The organism is Aliivibrio fischeri, from assembly GCF_009727955.1.
Lineage (GTDB): Bacteria > Pseudomonadota > Gammaproteobacteria > Enterobacterales > Vibrionaceae > Aliivibrio > Aliivibrio fischeri_A.
Genome location: NZ_WOBR01000010.1, coordinates 498995 through 516575, shown reverse-complemented (window position 1 = coordinate 516575; position 17581 = coordinate 498995). Strand labels below are relative to the sequence as shown.

The following is a 17581-nucleotide window of genomic DNA, read 5'->3' as shown; positions in this document are numbered from 1 at the left end:
TTATTTAAGGCAAAACCTTAAATTAACTTAAGTTGATAGTGAAAATTGTAGTTAATATTTTTAAAGATACTCAATGATATAGAGCTATACTGACATTATTGTTATTAACATCTAAGGTATGTTAGCTTATAAAATTATCAGTTAATATAACCAACTTACAGCCATAATAGAGGAGCAAAGTAATGGCTTATGTAGAACCAATAAAAAACAAAGAGCATTTAAAGTATGCGGCAAAATATTTACAGAAGAATCATGATCCTGCATTTTCATTAATTTGGAATATTGGACTTGAGACAGGGTTACGGATCAGCGATATATTAAGATTAAAATATTCTGATATTGATTTTAGAAGTGGTCATTGTGAAGTTATTGAAAGTAAAGGTACATTAGCACGTAAAGCAAGAGCGAAACATCGGGTACTTAAACAAGTTAAAGAGGAACTTATCCTTCATTATCAACATAACGTTAAAAAATTGACGGCAACGTACATAACTCCATTTTATCAAATTGAAAAACTGCTTCCTAAAGAGTGGATATTAATGGTGAATGAAAGGGTGTCTGCAGCTAAAAAAGCAACACCACCAGTAACTCGTTCCTTTTTATTTAGTAAAAAAATGGTTTTTATGCTCAAACAAAGAAAGGAGAAATTTAGACACATTAATAGCGATTCTGTTTTTAGTCGTAAAACACTACTGAGTAATAGAGCCAAAGGTGTGGATGGTTTATTAACTCGTCAGGCTTGTTGGACTGTGTTTTCTAAGCTTACTCAGGTGTTAGAGAAAATAGGGAGTACAGCTAAAGTAGGGTGTCATACATTAAGGAAGAGTTTTGCGAGGCATTTATATTTCGCAACGGGTAAGGATATTAGTCTTGTCATGACCACCATAGGACATAAATCAGAAAGTGTCAGCTTAAGGTATATAGGTGTATCAGACGATGACATTAAATTGGCCCAAAAGACACTTATTACCTATTTATCGAGCTAAGTTTTATTTCTGTGACTCAATGCCAAAATAATGGCGCTTTTTATTGGGTTGGTAAATGTATTTATTGTTATTGATTGGTTTAGATTGTTGTAAATGGTGTATTTTTTCATCTATTTAACCAAATAGGTAGACGGTAAACTAGCGTCGGACCCACTTTAAAATCAATAGCTTACAAATATCAATTTACGTTTTGTTACAACATGCGTTCATTTTAATCCATTTTCATATCACCTTCAAACATCGTTACCAAAACAAGTCTTATTATTTAACTTACATTCTACCTACTTTGTAAAATAGAATTAAATATTAATTTAAATAAGAAGAAACTCTAAAAAGAAATATCTTTTTTTGGAGGGGAGATATTCATATAAATAAAAATGAAATCTCTTATATATAAAAAATATTAATATTAAAAATGTTGACTAGGTAACCCGTGGCTAATGAAAATGAATCCTGTAGAGAGAAGAACGATTAAACGCTTAGAGCGTTGTTATGAGAGATATGAAAGTATTTCTTTAGATCTAATATTATCCAGCTATTTTGAATATCGTATAAAAAACAGTGACGATAAATTCGTAAGTAAGAAAAGCTTTGATATTAAAGAACCTAAAGAAAAAAAATCGTCAATAAGTGAGGAAAGAATGAAGAGTATATTGAAATCACTAGAGATGGCAAATAAGTGTCGATTTCAATCATCTGCTCAATCTGAGTCTTATATAAATACATAAATAGAATATAAATTAAAATGAAGTTTGTCTTTGTTTTAAATTTGGCTAGTTATAAAGGTAAAGTAAAGTGATAAAACATAAAATTTATAACGATAATTACATAATAAAAATAAAAGCCTTACTATTGGCAATAATGTTAATTATCTCTAATGGAACTGTAGCTTCTGAATCAAAAGAAGAACAATCTCATGTGTATTTAGGTGGGCAGGTTGGCGTTAGTCACTTTTTAGGTGCGTGTTCATCAAATGCTATCGAGTGTAAAAATTATGTCACTGGTGGTGGCCTTTATGGTGGTTATCAGTTTAATTCTTGGTTTGCCTTAGAAGGTAGCTGGCATGATTACGGAAGCCCTAAGACTTTTTACGGGGTTGGTGATGGTTATTATTCAAATGCTACGGGTGTTGATTTATCTGTGAAGTTATCACTACCAGTAACCGATAATCTTGATCTTTATGCAAAAGGTGGTGCTGCTTATAACTATTTATCGGTTTCAGGCAACGATAATGTACATCTTGGCATGTTCGAATCCGATTCTAGCCTAGACGGTATTTGGGAAATTGGTGCGGAATATGCGCTTGCTCCAAACTGGAGCTTACGATTTGGAACCTCAGTTATTGACGGTATAGGTAATGCTAAAACGGGTAAAAGTGACCTCTACTTCACCTCTCTTGGTTTGACTTATAAATTTAAAGCAAAACCAGAGCCTAAGCCTGAAACGATTGTAAAACTGGTCCCTGAAGCAACCTATTATCCAGAGCAAGTTACGCTTCATTTTGAATTTGGGGAAAGCCGTTTTGTTGTTGAAAGTAAGCAATGGCACTCATGGAATGAACTGGCGTTAAGCGTTAAGCAGGGACAAGGGAAAGTAAGCATTACAGGTTACACCGACGCAAAAGGAACGGATTCAGCAAATGATATCGAATCTTTACGAAGAGCAACTTACGCTGCAGATATGCTGATTAAAGCTGGTGTGGATGAAGAAAGAATTCTCATTAATTCTAAAGGTTCAGCAGACCCGCTTGTAAATGAAGATCTTATGAGAAATGAATCGGCTCTGAATCGTCGAGTGGTTATTCAGTTTAACCGTAGGGTTGGGTCTTAATATGAATAAATCTATTGTTGTATTAACTACTTTGGTCTCTTTAGTTAGTTGTAAGAATGGAGATACGGATCTTATGCCTAGCCGGCCTACGGATCCGACATCAAACCATGCCCCTCAAGTTCTTGATGAACAGATTATTGGTAATATTGCAGATAAACAGTTGGAGTTGACTGGGACATATTACGATGAAGAAGGAGACGAGCCTGATGTTGAACAGTTTACTTTTCGCTGGCTCAAAGATGGTGTCGATATTCCTGGTGCTGATGATTATATCTTGCCTGTTTCAGATGCAAGTTCGTTATTAGGTGTAACAGTATCTGGATGTGTTACTCCATCAGCAAAAACAGGTGAATTAATTGGTGATGAATATTGTACAGATTTAAGTATTGGGCTTTCATCGGATATTTCTGCAGAAGTGTCGATAGATTCGTCAGTTTTTCCTCTACCTGGAAATACCATAAGTGCTTCTTATACCTATGATGATAACGGTGCAGGAATCCCTGAAGGTAAGAGTATATTTGGTTTTGTTACTCATACTTTAGGTGATGATCATATGCCAGAGTTTACTCAATGTGACTCCGGAGCTGGTAAGGATTGTATGTATGATATTAACCGCCGTTATATTGATAAAACCATTCGAGCTTGTGTTCTCCCAATTGGAGAGGGCACTCAAGTTGGTCCACTGAATTGTGATTCAACAAAAGGAATTGGCACTAAAATTACTGGCTCATTGGAATATGGTGCCACGTTAACCGCGAAAATATATGGACTAACTGGTGATACAAAATGGAAAGCCAATTTAAGCGCACAAGATGGTTGGACAAACGATAAAGCAGAAGACAGAGTTGAGATTGCTGAAGGTGAAGGTGGTGTAGGTACTAACTTATCTTACACCATAGGTACTCGAGATAAGGCTGTGGAATTAGTTCCGGGCTTAATGGATATGGGAAGCAGTAGAGATCAACAAGTGAGTCTTGATAAGCAACTTGATGATTGGGATTGGCTTGTTGCTGAAGCAAATGGAGATCCTCTACCTAAAGATGCTACGTATTTTATTGGTAAAGACATCAGCTTTTGTATTGATAGTACCGAACTTGGGTATGAATATTGTGTTAATGCCTCAGAAGCGACACCTCTTTCGGTAAAAGGGGACGCTGAGATATGTACGGATAATACTGAGTGCGTCACAGGTGGTGCATATTATCCCGAAACACCAGATAAACCATTATTTTACTCTCGAGGTATAGAGCCGATACGTGAAATATTGATCCCTGGTTCGGCAGAAGGACGTTATTTAGATTCTTTGGGTGGTACAAGAGATGACGCTTATTACCATAGGCCATTAACAATAACAGAAGCAAAAAATGCGCAAAAACTGAAATTTAGTGAAGGTGAGTTTCCTGCTCCTGTTGAAGAGTATCCATTGGTTACTTTTGGATATAAATGGGCACTATATGATCAGTCGACAAAAGCAGATTCATGTAATCTTTTGACTGAGAAAGGTAGAGATTGGTATTTAGTCGTTCCGGGTATTGATGTTTTAGGTGAAGGAAATGAAATAGACTCAATGGGTCAGGATATGTCTGATTTGGCTACGTCATCTTATAGTGCCGTTGCATTAAATCGATCTATTTTGGGATTAAAAAGATCCACTAATAAGTCTGACATTATTCCGTTTGGTTCATTAACTACGGGGTGGGTATCTTCAATAAATAATAATTATTATGCATTGCAAGGTTATTCAACCTCATATCTATCAGGACCATATGATTTTACTGCAGACGTTATTTTTGCTGAAGAGCGAGAAAAAGATTTCTTTTATGAAAATTACACAGGTTTTAATTTGATAAACCCATTATGTGTAAGTCGGTAATTTTTTAATTAGATCTTTATATAGCTCTAATTATTAAGGACTGTATTTATTATTTAAATAATTACAGTGAATAAATAGATGAGGGTAAATCTTCATCATAATTAAAATAAATAACCACAATAGTGGTTGGAGTATAATATGTATTTTAAATTAAACCAGTTGGCGATGGTATCATTATTAAGTGTAGGTGTTGTAGGTACAGCTTCTGCAAATGTATATATTGACCATCAAAATCAAAATATTCATCAAGGTAGTGTATTAACTGCAAAAACGGATCTTACATCAGAACAACTGCAAAATCCTAAAGTGATTTGGAAAGACGAAAAAGGGGTGGTAATTGGTACTGGTAAGCAATTATCGGTAACTCCTGATATTCTAGGTAATAGTCAGAATGTAATGGCTTGTATGTCATATATCAATCCAGAAGATCAAGCATCAAATGTTGAATGTTCCGATGTTTTACCATTAGAAATTCAGACGTTGGTTGGTGATCCTCGTATTCATGAAACGACAATTTCGGATGTATTAGTTGGAAAATTTATAGCTCCAACAGAAGAAGTAACTCTTTCTTTTGACGTGATTGACCCTGATAGTGGTGATGATACCCCTTTAACTGATGATCAAATTGAATCAGCAAAATACACATGGAAAATTGGTGATGTCGTTATCAAAGAAACAACTGATAAAGATGACAAAAAAATCACGATACCAGAAACGTATGGCACTCCAGCACAACCTGTTACTCCTGATTTAACATTGAAAGTGTTTATTTCTGTTCTTCCTACAGAAGAAGTAGGTAGTGGTTCTGGTCAAGCATATGCTGAGTTTGATATTTCAGAAAACTTCCCTGGCGGTAACATTGCAGATAATTACTATCGTCCAATGTTAGCAAGTGAAACTATATATGATGAAGAATCAAAAAATATTGTAAATACTGATGAAAATGGTGTTGCAACTTCTGCTACAGGTGATGGCGTTTATGGCTTTGCTGCGTTACCTCAAGCGCAAGCAAAACTAGAGTGTGAAAGCCGATCTCCTAAACTACGTCTAGCGGATGATGCAACGGTGTTTTCGAACTATTTGAATACAAATACGACTGCTGGTGGATTAACAGAACATTGGCCTTATGATGTTCGTGTTTTCTGGACAAATACTGAAGATACATCTGAGCTTGGTCAAGTTTTTGATTATTTCATGGGGGTTGCATACCTTACTGATGATGCTGCATTTAGTCCTCTTGGACAAGATCCAGACTCTCTAGCACTAGTTGTATGTGAAGATATCCCTAAGTAAATAACAATATAAAATAATAATAAAGCCTCTTTTATTAGAGGCTTTTATCTGTTCGGAATAAATATAATGAAATATAAATATTGGATAGGTATGACTATTACCATTCTATCCAGTAGCTGGAATATGGCTAATGCTATTGTTCCAAAGCTACCAAGGGTTTTTATTGATCAGCTTCATTTATCTTCACCACCAAAAGAAAATGAAATAACAAATATAAATTATAAAACAACACCAGACTCAGATATAAAAGTATTATACAGTGCTTGTATTTTAAATGATGATTCATCTGAGTGTGAAATAACGGATGATACGTTAAAAAATATTATCAACAATAATAAGGAGGAATGTGAATTAGATGGATTATTAACTTGCGGAAATATATCTGGTGATGGGTTTCCTGAAATTCCAATTAATGTACCAAAAGATACAAATAATAAATATTTACGATATTGTATTAAAGTAACTTATCTGCCTGGAAGTTATGCTCCATCAGAAAATGAATGCAGAAGTGAATTAATTACTAATGGAGATATCGATAATAAAAATGCGTTATTCAGTTATTTAAATCAAACTAAAAACTTCAGTTTATACAATGCACCAACCATGGATGCAAAAGATGATGTTTCCTTTGTAACAAGTAATTCTGCGGCGTTATCTCTTAGCTCTGAGGGCGATGCTTCATTAATTGGTTATGGCTCTGAAGTGACTAATGCCCCTAACTTACCTAAAGCGAAAGAAGTGTATTCTATGCTTGATGGCTTTGCGATTAAAAGTGAGTCAGATGATGCCATCATTTGGGGGCAGTTTGATACGACGCCATCTTATATAAATCAAGTCGAAGAAATTTTTCCAGCCCCTTATGCAATGGCTGCCATTTTAAAAAATGGTGGAATAAATACGGCTGGGGATATGGTTCGTGGTGGCTCAATATCAAGTGAATCACAAAAACGCATTGATAAGTTGTTAAGCAAAGATGGTTTGCCAAAGGCAATTTATCATACCGCTCAAGCATTTTTAGCTGTGTTTGATATGCCAAGCGGTAAGCAAAAGCTTGTTGCATGGGGGCAATCCATATATGGCGGTACATTACCTGATGAAATGAAATCCGCTTTATCGATTAAAGATGTTATTACGTCTCAAGACAGTTTTACTGTGCTCGATAATGATGGAAATGCTTATTCATGGGGACATAGCCCATTCGAGCAGCACCAAAACATCCAAACGGTCTATGCAACTCGTTATGCATTTGCTGGGATAACCAAATCAGGCAGAGTAATAGCATGGGGTGACTCATATTATGGTGGGTTACTAAGTTCTGCGGCTACTGACTTTACTAATGCAAACCCTATTACCCGTTTGTGTGCTTCTGATGCATCGTTTGTTGCTATTTCTGATGGCAATAAAGGTGTTGTTGCGTGGGGAAATGATTACGGTGCTGGTTATATCCCATCAAATATTCAAATAGAGTTAGATGCAATAACGATTACCGATGATTTCCATTGTGCATCAACAGAAAAAGCCATTGCTTTATACGACAGCTCACATCTTTTTGTGTGGGGAGATAAGAAATATGGCGGAACCTTACCTAGCAATATACCTACCTTCTCAATAGCTAATGTCATTGGCAATAATCACGCTTTCTTGATGAAGGCGATGGATGATGTGTATGCGTGGGGAGGGGTAAACCAAGGAGGTTGTATTCCTGATGGACATCAGTGTCTTTCTTCTGATGATTCTAGTTTGAATTTACGTAGTGCCATTAATGATCTTTCTGATATTTCTCAAATTGGTAGTTTTAATACGTTTTCTGAATTTGAGGATGAAACTACAGGGGGGTTTTATGTTAGGGGTTTTAATGCTGTCGTGATGTGGGGTAATTCTGTCCCTGATGGTGTGTTCAATGAGTAATAAAAATAATAACAAAGGAGTAATAATGAAAAAGTCTATTATCGCACTTCTATTGGCTAATGTATTAAGTCCAGTAGTGATGGCTGCACAGCCAATGTTAATCCCTCAAAGTGAAGCGAATAAGAGTTGGTTCAATCAAGCAAACAATTATCGTTTTAATAACAGTGAAGCATTGCCAGGCACTGTTGGGATTAACCTTGCTGCAGGTGCTTTTATTATACAAAACAAAGGTGAATACCAAAACGTGATGGCATTTGGTAATCCGCAGTTTGGGGGAGAAATAGAAGCAGGAAGTACATTAGATGAATTATTAGCGTTTATTAAACCAAGCCAAATGTATGCATCTGGTAATGCTTTTCTCGCTTTAGATCCTGTATTCCACCATGGAGTTGCTTGGGGAAATGGCGTTACTCGTGGTGAAGAGAAATCGATTGAGAATATTCAGTCTGTTTATCCGGGAACAGAATCATTCATGATAGTAAAAACCGATGGTTCACTTATTGAATATACTCCGTCGACAGGAACAGAGAATACGATTGATGCAATTACGTCTTCCGACACTATACGCTCAATTTATCACTCTGGAGGTACTATCGGTGATCCTATCGCTTGGGTTGCGCTTTTAGAATCAGGAGATATTAAGGTGTGGGGTGATGGCACCGCTGGTGGAACAATATCTGAAGAGGCTAAGAAGGCTTTAAAAAATGAAGTTGTGCAGTCTATTTATGCTACGAAAGATGCGTTTCTAGTTAAAACACAGAGTAATAAATACGTTGCATGGGGGGGAGATAATTCAGAGTCGGGCACTATCCCTAGTTATATTTCTTCTATTTTAAATAGTTCTGGAAGTTCGAGCATACAAGCAACAGAAAAAGCCTTTGCAGTTATCTCCAATTCAACTATTTATGCGTGGGGGGATGATGCTTGTGGAGGAAAGATAAATTCATCAACTTCTGATTTCTTATCAAATATGAAAAGTCCCCAGTTAAGTGCGACTCGATGCAGTTTTATTGCCACGGATGTATCAACTGGAAAACTGGCGCAATGGGGAAATCTACATACTAAAAAAACGTATGGTGAAAATACACGTTTAGTGACAAGAACATCTAATGAAGGTGCTTTGGTACTTGATGGTGAGGGAAATTATATTGATGCGTTACAAAGTGCAGAACTGTCTCCTGATGCTTTAAATGCATTTGTTGCTCCTGCTAGTGAAACCATTGCTAGCGGTAATGCATTTGCTGCTGTAAACCATCAAGGCTTAGGGGCAGGAAGTAATATTTTAAACAGTTGGGCTAATGGAGCTAATGTTGATGATATTACGTTGACTTGCGATGGCATACCTATTGATTTGTATTCCACGCAAGCCCCTGATAACAGCGTATCTTATTTTCTTGCATACCACCCTAGTTGTGGTGATGAAGTGACAACATGGAAGACAGGAGAAGAGAGCTTACCTTCGGTATCGTCGCTACGAATAACCCCTAATGTGCCAGTTATAGGCGAGAAATTAAAAGGTGATTATCTTTATGTTGCTGCTGATTCTGGTGCAGAAGAAAAAAACAGTTTGCGCACGTGGACTGTGGTGGAAACTCACGAAGAATTATATCGAGATAAAGGAACAGAGCATTTCTCTTCTACTTTCAATTTAAAAAATGATGCTTCTCTTGTTGGCCAACACATTGAGTTCTGTGTTGTCCCTAAAAGTACAGGGCAAATTGAAGGAAATCAAAGTTGTATAACGTCATTAGCTATTACTGAAGATGATGATAAATATACACCTACTTGCTCAAACGATGGTGGAATAGTGACGTTATCAAGCGGCGCTAAAGTTTCTTGTCCAGTTAATGTTGAGCAATTAGATCAGGTTGGTTCTTATCATAATTATGATGGGTACAACAATGAAAATGGCTATAAATATCCTAAATATCATCCAAACACAGCAAAGCAATTTTGTGAAGGTTTACGTATTGGAGGCAGTTCATCATGGAAATTGCCAACAATCTGGGATCTGAAAACGTTGCAGAATGAATACGGTGATATGGGGAGATATCAATGGCCAACCAATACATATTACTGGTCATCGACCGTATCAGGGTCTGGTTCTGATCCCGATGCTCATTTCTGGCTTGATTTGAGTAATGGTAATAGCGATGACGGTTATGACACGTACACCGATTACGTAACGTGTATTGATCGCAGTGATGTGCATTAATTAAAACTTAAATATATGGAATATATTATGAAATTTATAAAATTGATCAGTTGGTTTGTTTTACCTCTTAGCTTGTCTGTGTTAGCAAATGACGCTTCTGATGACAATGGTGCAGCAAGTCGTAGTAATAGTGCTATTACACAGCAGCAAGGCAATTCGTTAGTTGCAGCATTAACGAATGATTATAATGAAACTCCAGATTATTGCGGTAATGGGTCTCCTGCGTTTTTATGTTCGGGGATTACCTTTCGAGGTAATAAACCGGGTAATTATCATGTTTGGAATCCAAGTCCGAATGCAATAAATACAGGCGGTGTGTCGTTTTCTTATTTACGCAAAGATTCAAAATATACTAGATTGGCTTATGGTTATGATAGTGGTTATATTATTTATCAAATATTTGGTGCTCCACAAGGTAAAAGAGATTTAGATTATCTATGTTTCTTCCCTATCGATGCAGATTCAAACCGTCGTAATTATAATGGTTGTGGAGAGAATGTTGATTATAAGGGCTCTAGTCGTTCTTGTGACCAACAAAATATTTATACAGCATCAGAGTGGAAATCACATTATTATGATACGCATGGTGATAAACACCACCACCAATGTTCGTTTAATTTAAGAGAGACTGCACCATCAGATACGTCTAGAAACTTTTCTGAAGGTATTAAATCAATGGCTAAGATCTCTAGTGAATCGTTTGGTACTCAAAATGAGCTAAGATTAGCTGTATGGCCACAAAATATAGGCAGAGAATTACCTATACAAGCTTTTTTCTATACAGCTGATTCTGGTTATAATGGACGAAATGAAGCTCAAAGTTATCAAAAAGACTTTTATCAAACTACAGGTATTGCAATTCCAGTAATTAAAATGAAGCTTCCTGATAACAAAAATCAAGATGCTCAATTTTTATTTACTATGAGTGATCAAGGTATCTAAGTTCTAATCTAAAACTCATTGATTACAAAATAAAAAGTCGCCATTTCTGATGGTGACTTTTTTGTATGTATATACGGATTAAATTGATGGAGTCTTGCTGTTTATGTCATGGCTTTTTTTACAGTTATTTAAAATAAATTAAAAAAGTCTTTACAACGATCAGTAATCGAGTACTATTGTTCTCGCTCTGTTGCTCAGAGTTGTTAGTGAACATCAAGTAAAAGTAAGTCCTCAGAATTTCTTCGTAAGTGTTGTTATCCTCAGTGTCTCCCTTAGCTTTATCGCCACATTTAATAATTCAAGCTCAAGCACATCGCATAATGCGATTTTTATGAATTTTTACTAAGAAGGGACATAATATGTCTAAAACAACTGGTATCGTTAAATGGTTTAACGAAGAAAAAGGTTTCGGTTTCATTACTCAAGATAACGGCGGCGCTGACGTATTCGTACATTTCCGTGCTATCGCTTCAGAAGGTTTCAAAACTCTTGCTGAAGGCCAAAAAGTTTCTTTTGAAGTTGAGCAAGGCCAAAAAGGCCCTCAAGCTGCTAACGTTGTAGCGCTTTAATTTCAAATAAGTTGCGTGAGTGGTGCTTGCATCATTTACGCTACTTTAACAATGCATTATTAATAATTAAATTAGCTCTACTTGTAAGATTGCAACATTTCAAACATCTGCTCCTGTTTCGTACTTGCCATAAATCTCTCAGTAACATCTACTTCATTAGTTTTAATCCATCATTTTTCTGTAACATACTAAAATTACACTATTTTAATTGAATTTTATTTAACTAACTAATTTATAAATAAATTTAAAGTAACTATCAAAAAACAAAGGTATTTAATGAAAGTAAATTTCACAATGTTTAAAAACAATATGTCATGGGACGCGTTAATTCATCAACTAAACAGCGATGTATTATTGCGTAATCTTTTAATGAAAGGACAACTTGATTCACTTGATGTCGATTTCTCATACTGTGAAGAGACGGGTGAAGGCAGTATTACCAATAGTCATAATCAAACTATTGGTAATTTTATGGTTTCGTTTTAATTAGTTATCACGAAATTTAAGGATAATTTTTGATTTATTGGCTTCCCCAAGCAAGTATCGGCCAATTTTTCTTTTTTGAATATACCGCTAATTGTTCACAAGGGTTTACCAAGTACGTATGATCCGCGTACAAACATAATGGTAAATCGTTGATTGAATCAGTATAAAAATGAAGACTAGAATAGGTTTTATCTCCTCCATTTAACCATTCTGTTAGTCGAGATACTTTGCCTTCTCTGTAACTTGGAACACCAAGAATGTGTCTTGTATAACAGCCCTCTTTTTCTTTTAAATCAATTCCAATTGCATGTTCTATACCTATGTTCTTGGCTACGATTTTTACTAGGAAACTAACAGAAGCTGAAATAACAATCATATCTATATTATCGGCTTTTAGTTGGTGAATGAGTATTTTTGCTTCTGGGAATAACAGAGGAAGTATACGTTCTTTAACACACTCTTCTATGAGTATTTCTACTTGAACTGTTGGTATATTTTTTAGTGGGAACATAGCAAAGGTAAGATAATCTTCCATATCCATTAAGCCTCGTGAATACAGCGTCATTAAGCGTTTGTCTTCTTCTAAAAAATCAGGTGTTGTGACGATGCCTTTATCAACTAAAAACTCATTCCAAATCATGGCACAATCACCATTAATCAAGGTCTCATCAAGATCAAATATATAAAGTGGGTGTGTCATGTTTAGGCTCTCACTGGTTGAATTTCGTTAAGATTAAAAAGTAACTCTAGTTTACTTCCCGCTGCTAATAGTCTTTCTGACGAACGATTAAGTAAATCAACGGTTAAGTCGCAGTCATTAACATCTACTTGATAGCGAATGACATTACCAAGCAGTTGATGATTTTTGATAATCCCTTGTTTTGGTGAAGAAATATGTTCAGCATAGTGCCTGCCTTCTTCTTTTACATAAATCGATTCAGGGCGTATAGCGACTTTCCACTCGGTTTCAATATCAAATAGCTGTTTGGCTTTTGGTGCATCAACCAAATTGTAATGTCCCATGAAGCTTGCTACAAATTCATTTGCAGGTTGAGTATAAATCTCTTCGGGTGATCCTTGCTGAACAATCTCACCTTGATTTATTAAGAAGATGCGATCTGACATGATCATGGCTTCTTCTTGATCATGAGTAACAAAGATCGTAGTTAAGTTTAGTTCTTTTTGAATATCACGGATCTGCTGTCGGAGACGCTTTCTTATTTTGGCATCAAGTGCAGATAAAGGCTCATCAAGTAATAAGATCCTCGGTTTTACAACCAGAGCCCTAGCGAGTGCTACTCGTTGACGTTGCCCACCTGAAAGTTGATGAGGGTAGCGATCTTCTTTACCGTTTAAATCAACTAATTCAATAACTTTACAGACTTCTTTTTCAATCGTATTTACGTCTATCTTTTTCATTTTTAAACCAAAAGCGATGTTTTCTTTCACGGTCATATTTGGAAAAAGCGCATAAGATTGAAATACCATGCCAATACCACGCTGCTGTGGTGTTTGTTCTGTTATGTTTTCGCCATTAACCCAAATTTCACCATTATTGATAGGATCTAATCCTGTTAGGCTACGAAGTAGGGTTGATTTACCGCATCCGCTTGGACCTAGCAAAGTAATAAACTCGCCTTTTTCTATATTAAAATTTACGTTTTCAAAAACCGTATTGTCACCAAAACGTTTTGTTAATTGGTTTACGTTTACATAGCTCATTATTTAATACCTCGGTTAAAGCGACTTGCTAACCAAGTCAGTAAAAAGATAAACAAGAAATAGGTCATCACTAATGCAGACGTGAAGTGTCCGCTGGTTTGACGCATGTTGTAGAGATAGATTTGTAAGGTTTCATAGCGTGTGCCAACCAAGATATTAGCGAAGACAAATTCACCTAGTAAAAATGAGAAAGAGAGAAAAAGTGAGGCCATTAGACCTTTACGTAAATTCGGAAGAATGATCAAGAGAAATGCTCTTGTTGTACTGGCCCCTAATAAATGAGCAGCATCCATAAGATCTTGTAAATTAATGGATTCAAAGCTATTTGCGATAGCGCGGTACATAAATGGAAGTGCAATGGTAAAGTAGGTTCCAATTAATATCCAGGGAGTCCCCACTAAAGGGATACTGCTATCTGCATAGATTTGCAATAACCCAACAGAGGAGACCACTGGTGGTACTGCAAAAGGCAATAAGATCAGAATATTCATTACTTTGTCGAGTTTTGGAAAGTAATAAAACACAACAAAAATAGCTGGGACAATTAAGACAATACTGAGCGTTAATGCAGAAATGCCAATAAATAATGAGCGTCCAAAAGCGGCTAAAAATCGCTCATCTGTTAAGAGTTGACCATACCATTGTAGAGAAAATCCATCGGGTAAAATGGTGGCTCCCCAACGAGATGAAATCGAATAAATAAAGGTAGCAATGATGGGGATCATCATTAATCCGACAATAGAGTAAACCACCGATTTATGAAATGCGGTATTAGCGTTTTGCATGATAACTCCTAGCGATAAGCCACTGATTAACTATGGTAATAAAAGCCAGAATGGCCATTAATATAACGGAGATAGCGGCCGCTAAATTTGGTTCTAGGAATAAATCACCAGAAACAAGGCTAGCGATACGTACAGTAATTACGTTGTAGTTACCATTAGTTAAGGCATATACACTCGCATAAGCCCCGATGGCGTTAGCGATAAGAATAATGAATGTACCTAGTAGCGCAGGGAAGAGTACTGGCAGCGCTATTTTGGTCCAGTACTGCCATGTCTTCGCGCCAAGTAATGCTGAAGCCGCTTGCCAATCATCACTTAATGCATCAAAAGCGGGATAAAGTAATAACACGGCAAGTGGGATCTGAAAGTAGATGTATAGAGAAAGCAATCCCCATTTCCCATAGAGATTAAAATCATCAATTAATCCATATTGTTTAAGCAATAGGGTAAATGCCCCATTGACACCAAGAATTATAATGAAAGCAAACGCTAATGGTACACCTGAAAAATTACTGCTCATGTTAGTGAAAGCAATAACGCCATCACGTAGCTTACTATCAATGCGACGAAGTGACGAAACCAAGAGTGTCGCAATCATTAAGCCTATTAAACTGGACCATATCGATAACCATAGACTGTTACTAAACCCTTGTAGCATAAAGCTAGAATCGAATATTTCTTGGTAGTTTTCAAATGAGTATTCATCTTCATAAATGAAACTATTGATGAATACCCAAATCATAGGCGCTAATTGAAAGAGATAAAAAAACAGTGCTAATGGAGCAAGCCAAATTGCTGGTTTCATTTTCTTTATCCAAGCAACAATCGATTTAATTGATGCGTTGCTTGGGTGAGTGACTGCAGAACTACTCATAATACTAATAATTCCTGAGGATAAGTTTTGTTGTGTTTAAGGCTTAATAATTGACATAACACACCGCAAATATCCGTTTGCTTAATCTGGATGTTATCGGATGCTTGGTGAGTAAAGCGTTCTCCAATAACAAATAAGGGGACGTCACGCTCTTCTGGTAGATTTCCACCATGTGATAGATCGTTATTCATACCATGATCGCTGGTAATAAGGACTTGATATCCATCGTTTACCCAGTCATCAATGTAGTTAGATAAAATAATGTCAGCAGTGCGGGCACTATTTCGATATTGACGAGAATCCAGACCAAATTTATGTCCAACATCATCAATATTCATTGGGTGGATTAATAAAAAATCCGGTTGATGCGTACGACGCAGGTGCTCAGCATCAAGAAATAGCGCTTCATCAGGGTAATGATCCCAATGATAGAAACAACCATGCTGAATGTTGAGTTGCTTGCTGTTGGTAAAGCGATCACGTGTCGCATGATAAGGAGCGATATTATAGAGTTCACTAACCCAATGATAAGCAGCGGCTGCCGTTGTTTTACCTTGGCTTGTCGCTAAGCTGAATATGGAATCTTGGTTAGATAATCGCACAATATCATTGTTTACAATGCCACTATTTACAGGAGATATACCCGTTAATAAACACTCATATAATGGGCGAGACATTGAAGGTAATTCGGATTGAATTTTATATAGTGTTGCTCTTTGGTGCTCAATTAACCCTGTTAAGTAGCCCATACAATCATGAGCTACTTGATAATTAAGGCCATCGAGAACAACAAGAATAGTCTTACTGCTCATGGGATTCACTTACTGCTGGTTAATTAATACATTTTCTTGCCATTGGCGAGGAAGTTTACGAGCGGATTTTTCCCACGCTTTAAAATCACTTACAGGTTGCACATTGGTGTATTGGTCGTTAGGAATTAACTTATCTTGAATTGATTGTGGTAACACAACATCACTACGAATAGGGCGGGCGTAGCCTTCTGCTAGGTTAATTTGTCCTTGATCACTGAAGATGTATTCACGTGCTAATTTTGCTGAATTTGGGTTTTTAGCAAATTTATTTATGATGGTGGTATATCCTGAAATAACAGAACCATCCTGAGGAATATTAACACTAAAGCGATCTCGTCCTAATTTGTCACGATAATTTAAAGCATTAAAGTCCCACAGTAGCGCAACTTCGATTTCCCCTTTCTCTAGATTAGCTAAACCTGGATCGGTATAAGATAAGCGACCTTGCTTGGCTAACTCTGCAAAGAATTTAATCGCAGGTTTTAGATTGCTTTCATCACCACCTTTCGCAAAAGCGGCTGCTAATACGGCGTTATTTGCTTGCGCTGCCACACCAACATCACCAACGCTGACTTTGTAGTTTCCTTGTAATAAATCATCCCAAGATGTCGGTGGATTTTTTACTAACTTATTATTTGAGATAAAAGAGATCGTGCCTGTATAAGCAAGTGCCCAGTGACCGTCTTTATCTTTCGCCCAATCTGGAATTGAATCCCAAGTGGTTGGTTTATACGCTTGTGTAACGCCTTTTTTCACAGCAACTCGTGCGAAAGCAAAACCGACATCACCGATATCGGCAGTGGCGTTGTTCTTTTCTGCTGCAAATTTCGCAATTTCTTGAGCTGAACTCATGTCCGTATCTTGATGCTTTAGGCCATACAGTTTATTTAAATCGTTCCATGTATCTTTCCAGTTTGCCCAGCTTCCCGGCATACCAACACTGTATATTTTCCCTTCTTTTTGGGCTGCATTGACAAGCGATTGAATGTCGGTTTCTTTTGCCATTAATGGCGTTGATAAAGTAGTAACGAGCAATGTCGCACTGGTTAGCAATGTTTTCATTTGTCTCTATCCTTTTGGACTACATCAATAATTTGATTGTCATCCTAGAGAGACTTTATGACGATTTTGAGGCGATTTTCTGACAGTTTTAGTGAATTTTCATGTCACAAATGTTTCAGTGTGGTGTGAAAGAAGAATTGTGCTTTTGTATTAAGAATGGGGATAAGTGGTATTAAGATCATATAAATAAAGTAAAAACACGCGGTACGTTTAAATATTCGTGA

At 36.5% G+C, this 17581-nt stretch carries 16 protein-coding genes; 10 read left to right on the top strand and 6 right to left on the bottom strand.

The features are described from left to right. Window positions 1-182 precede the first annotated feature (182 nt). From GNP81_RS15405 to GNP81_RS15360, 10 genes are all read left to right on the top strand, one after another. Window positions 183-986: a tyrosine-type recombinase/integrase gene (locus GNP81_RS15405; protein ID WP_005423783.1), complete on the top strand. Its 804-nt coding sequence runs from the start codon at window positions 183-185 to the stop codon at window positions 984-986. 440 nt (window positions 987-1426) lie between these two features. Next, window positions 1427-1714: a hypothetical protein gene (locus tag GNP81_RS15400; protein ID WP_005423782.1), complete on the top strand. Its 288-nt coding sequence runs from the start codon at window positions 1427-1429 to the stop codon at window positions 1712-1714. Between the two features lie 67 nt (window positions 1715-1781). Beyond that, the gene (locus GNP81_RS15395) at window positions 1782-2816 is read left to right on the top strand and encodes an outer membrane beta-barrel protein (RefSeq protein ID WP_005423781.1); all 1035 of its coding nucleotides are present in this window, start codon (window positions 1782-1784) and stop codon (window positions 2814-2816) included. Window position 2817: 1 nt separating this feature from the next. Next, window positions 2818-4689, top strand: coding sequence for a hypothetical protein (locus GNP81_RS15390; protein WP_155673955.1), 1872 nt, complete (start codon window positions 2818-2820; stop codon window positions 4687-4689). Window positions 4690-4827: 138 nt separating this feature from the next. Further along, window positions 4828-5982 (top strand): hypothetical protein, encoded by a 1155-nt coding sequence (locus GNP81_RS15385; protein WP_072055079.1) that lies wholly within the window; start codon window positions 4828-4830, stop codon window positions 5980-5982. Window positions 5983-6048: 66 nt separating this feature from the next. Next, a complete protein-coding gene (locus GNP81_RS15380) occupies window positions 6049-7890 on the top strand; it encodes an RCC1 domain-containing protein (RefSeq protein WP_196587374.1) in 1842 nt (613 codons plus the stop codon). Window positions 7891-7915: 25 nt separating this feature from the next. Further along, a complete protein-coding gene (locus GNP81_RS15375; RefSeq protein WP_196587373.1) occupies window positions 7916-10105 on the top strand; it encodes an adhesion domain-containing protein in 2190 nt (729 codons plus the stop codon). 27 nt (window positions 10106-10132) lie between these two features. Continuing rightward, on the top strand, window positions 10133-11047 hold the full coding sequence (locus GNP81_RS15370) for a halovibrin HvnA (RefSeq protein ID WP_196587372.1): 915 nt from the start codon (window positions 10133-10135) through the stop codon (window positions 11045-11047). A 359-nt stretch (window positions 11048-11406) separates the two neighbouring features. Continuing rightward, on the top strand, window positions 11407-11616 hold the full coding sequence (cspE, locus tag GNP81_RS15365) for a transcription antiterminator/RNA stability regulator CspE (protein WP_005423776.1): 210 nt from the start codon (window positions 11407-11409) through the stop codon (window positions 11614-11616). A 276-nt stretch (window positions 11617-11892) separates the two neighbouring features. Continuing rightward, window positions 11893-12102 (top strand): hypothetical protein, encoded by a 210-nt coding sequence (locus GNP81_RS15360; protein ID WP_155652200.1) that lies wholly within the window; start codon window positions 11893-11895, stop codon window positions 12100-12102. 34 nt (window positions 12103-12136) lie between these two features. Here the strand turns inward: GNP81_RS15360 and GNP81_RS15355 are convergent, their stop codons facing one another. The 6 genes from GNP81_RS15355 to GNP81_RS15330 are packed head-to-tail and all read right to left on the bottom strand — an operon-like array spanning window position 12137 to window position 17357. After that, complete coding sequence (locus GNP81_RS15355; RefSeq protein ID WP_155673953.1) at window positions 12137-12802, bottom strand: HAD family hydrolase; 666 nt, start codon at window positions 12800-12802, stop codon at window positions 12137-12139. Window positions 12803-12804: 2 nt separating this feature from the next. Then, complete coding sequence (locus GNP81_RS15350; RefSeq protein WP_155673952.1) at window positions 12805-13824, bottom strand: ABC transporter ATP-binding protein; 1020 nt, start codon at window positions 13822-13824, stop codon at window positions 12805-12807. Then, window positions 13824-14609 carry an ABC transporter permease gene (locus tag GNP81_RS15345; protein ID WP_065597835.1) on the bottom strand — a complete coding sequence of 262 codons (786 nt, stop codon included), beginning with the start codon at window positions 14607-14609 and terminating at the stop codon, window positions 13824-13826. The genes GNP81_RS15350 and GNP81_RS15345 overlap by 1 nt, the downstream gene beginning before the upstream one ends. Then, window positions 14596-15483, bottom strand: a complete 888-nt coding sequence (locus GNP81_RS15340; protein WP_155673951.1) for an ABC transporter permease — start codon at window positions 15481-15483, stop codon at window positions 14596-14598. The genes GNP81_RS15345 and GNP81_RS15340 overlap by 14 nt, the downstream gene beginning before the upstream one ends. Then, the gene (locus tag GNP81_RS15335; protein ID WP_011263894.1) at window positions 15480-16295 is read right to left on the bottom strand and encodes an alkaline phosphatase family protein; all 816 of its coding nucleotides are present in this window, start codon (window positions 16293-16295) and stop codon (window positions 15480-15482) included. Before GNP81_RS15335 ends, GNP81_RS15340 begins: the two co-directional genes overlap by 4 nt. Before the next feature lie 9 nt (window positions 16296-16304). Beyond that, complete coding sequence (locus GNP81_RS15330; RefSeq protein WP_155673950.1) at window positions 16305-17357, bottom strand: ABC transporter substrate-binding protein; 1053 nt, start codon at window positions 17355-17357, stop codon at window positions 16305-16307. Window positions 17358-17581: the final 224 nt, after the last annotated feature.